Genomic DNA, 1809 nt, shown 5'->3' with positions numbered 1-1809 from the left:
ACTGAGTATCAGAAAGCTTGTTTGAATCGATGTATTTCATCCGCAGATTATGCACGAATGCCAAGAAATCCGGAGTGCAAATATTAACCAAAAAGAAGGTCGTTTTTTGATTTATGAAAGAGATCTATAGAATAGGAAAAAATAAAATAAAATAAAATAAAAATAAAGAGGAAACCCCATGACAACAATGTAAAATAGTAAGTCTGCATAATAATGGCTTTATAGCCCATTTTTATTGAACGACCCATTTCATAGATCATATACAATAAGCCTGATTTAGGATCAAGAATTGCATAAACCTGATGACGCCCATCTACACATTTTTCACTAATTACAGCAATAAGTTCATCATTTTCTTTAAAACGTGTCGTCGTAAATTGCCCCAGTAAAGAATGTCCTTCTATTTCCCCAGTAAACGTGATGCCATCTTTAGCTTTACCTGCCATCACTAGTATAGGAGCACTGGTAAGCAAAGAACTACTTTCAGCCAGTACACCTGCAAAAGCGGTGCCAGTTGCGATTCCTCCTACATTTTGATTTACTGGTATTTTGGACTTGGCTTTTTCTAGAGAGTGGATTGAGCCTTGAACAAGCTTTAAATTTAGTTTCAAATAATTTACCTTAAATAACCTTTTAATTTCTAGCTAGTTATACATTCCGTTCTTTTTGCTCTATATAATTTTCTGGATAGGGAGCACTTCAATAAGCTTACGATACTCAAACACGGTTTAAAGTAATAAATGATCTTCTCACTTTAAAATTGATTTTAAAGACACTAAAAAAAAATTCTACTTTAGCCGTATAAATAAAACCACTTTCCAAATGTAAATACGATTATTCTTTTTAGCAACAGCTTTAACAGGCTCATCGACCACCCATTTTTGACATAAATATATTAAAATAAATAAATTTTTAGGTTAGATAAATTTAACCTTCCATAAAAAAACCATATACCAAGAATATAACCCCAAGAATAAATCCTAGATACATAGATGAAAGATTAAGTAATAACCACCCCTTATGTTTTTCTTCAAAGACCTTCACATTTTCTCTATATGTATTTGGAATAATTGGTATTGGTTTATTTTTTTCATCATTTATAGATGGAAAGTGTAGCTTTGCAGAAAAAGTTTTATAATTTGAGTAATATATTAAAAACCAATAAGCAACTACAATCAAATCTCCTCCAACTCTAGAAAAATCATCTCCACCTTTCTCTCCAAAGAAGAAAACCAAAAAATCTCTCTGATTATTCTTTATATAGGCTTTATTATATATATATGTAAATAACAGCAATAGAATCCCAAAAGGAATAATTAAAAAAGCACAAATAAGAAATATATCATCAGTAACTATAATATCTCTAATTCCAATATTTTCTAAATCTTCAAAAAAAATCATCATCACAAATTAAAAAAGCTCAAAAAAAACCAAATAAAGTAAAAACAAAATAGCAAGAAAATATGTTATATATAATTAAATTAATAACCAACCAACTATTTCTTTTGATTTTAAATAAATCAATATTTTCCTTATAAGCATTAGGTGTCATGTAAAATGGTTTATTTAAAATATCTTCATAAGAAGGAAATTTTGTTTTTCTTGATAAAAATAACTCAAAAGAATAACGCATTAAAAACCAATATGCAACAACATGAACCGTACCGGGTTTGTCGGAGACTTTTTTATTTAAGTTAGGCCACCTGACCTAACGGGTTAATCTTATCATAGTACATTGCTTCAAACTCAAAAGGCGATACATAACCCAGTGCACTGTGTACACGCTTTTTATTGAACCAATATACCCAG

2 protein-coding genes and 1 pseudogene are annotated in these 1809 nt (G+C 29.7%); all 3 read right to left on the bottom strand.

Annotated elements, in window-relative coordinates:
* Positions 1-134: 134 nt before the first annotated feature.
* Positions 135-611: pseudogene (locus MF4642_RS16410) on the bottom strand (putative type VI secretion system effector); the annotation flags it as partial.
* A 316-nt stretch (positions 612-927) separates the two neighbouring features.
* Entirely contained in the window at positions 928-1404 is a 477-nt protein-coding gene (locus tag MF4642_RS16405; RefSeq protein ID WP_078426870.1) for a hypothetical protein, read from the bottom strand.
* A gap of 290 nt (positions 1405-1694) precedes the next feature.
* On the bottom strand, positions 1695-1809 hold a 115-nt coding region (locus tag MF4642_RS17450), incomplete at its 5' end, for an IS3 family transposase (protein ID WP_413772799.1).

Source organism: Acinetobacter sp. MF4642 (genome assembly GCF_002018925.1).
Taxonomy (GTDB): domain Bacteria; phylum Pseudomonadota; class Gammaproteobacteria; order Pseudomonadales; family Moraxellaceae; genus Acinetobacter; species Acinetobacter johnsonii.
The sequence above is the reverse complement of the archived record's forward strand: the minus strand, read 5'-3'. Positions and strand labels throughout refer to the sequence as shown.

Excerpts from the sequence above, each read along its gene's own strand:
- MF4642_RS16405 (WP_078426870.1), bottom strand. The coding sequence starts at position 1,404 with ATGATGATTTTTTTTGAAGATTTAGAAAATATTGGAATTAGAGATATT.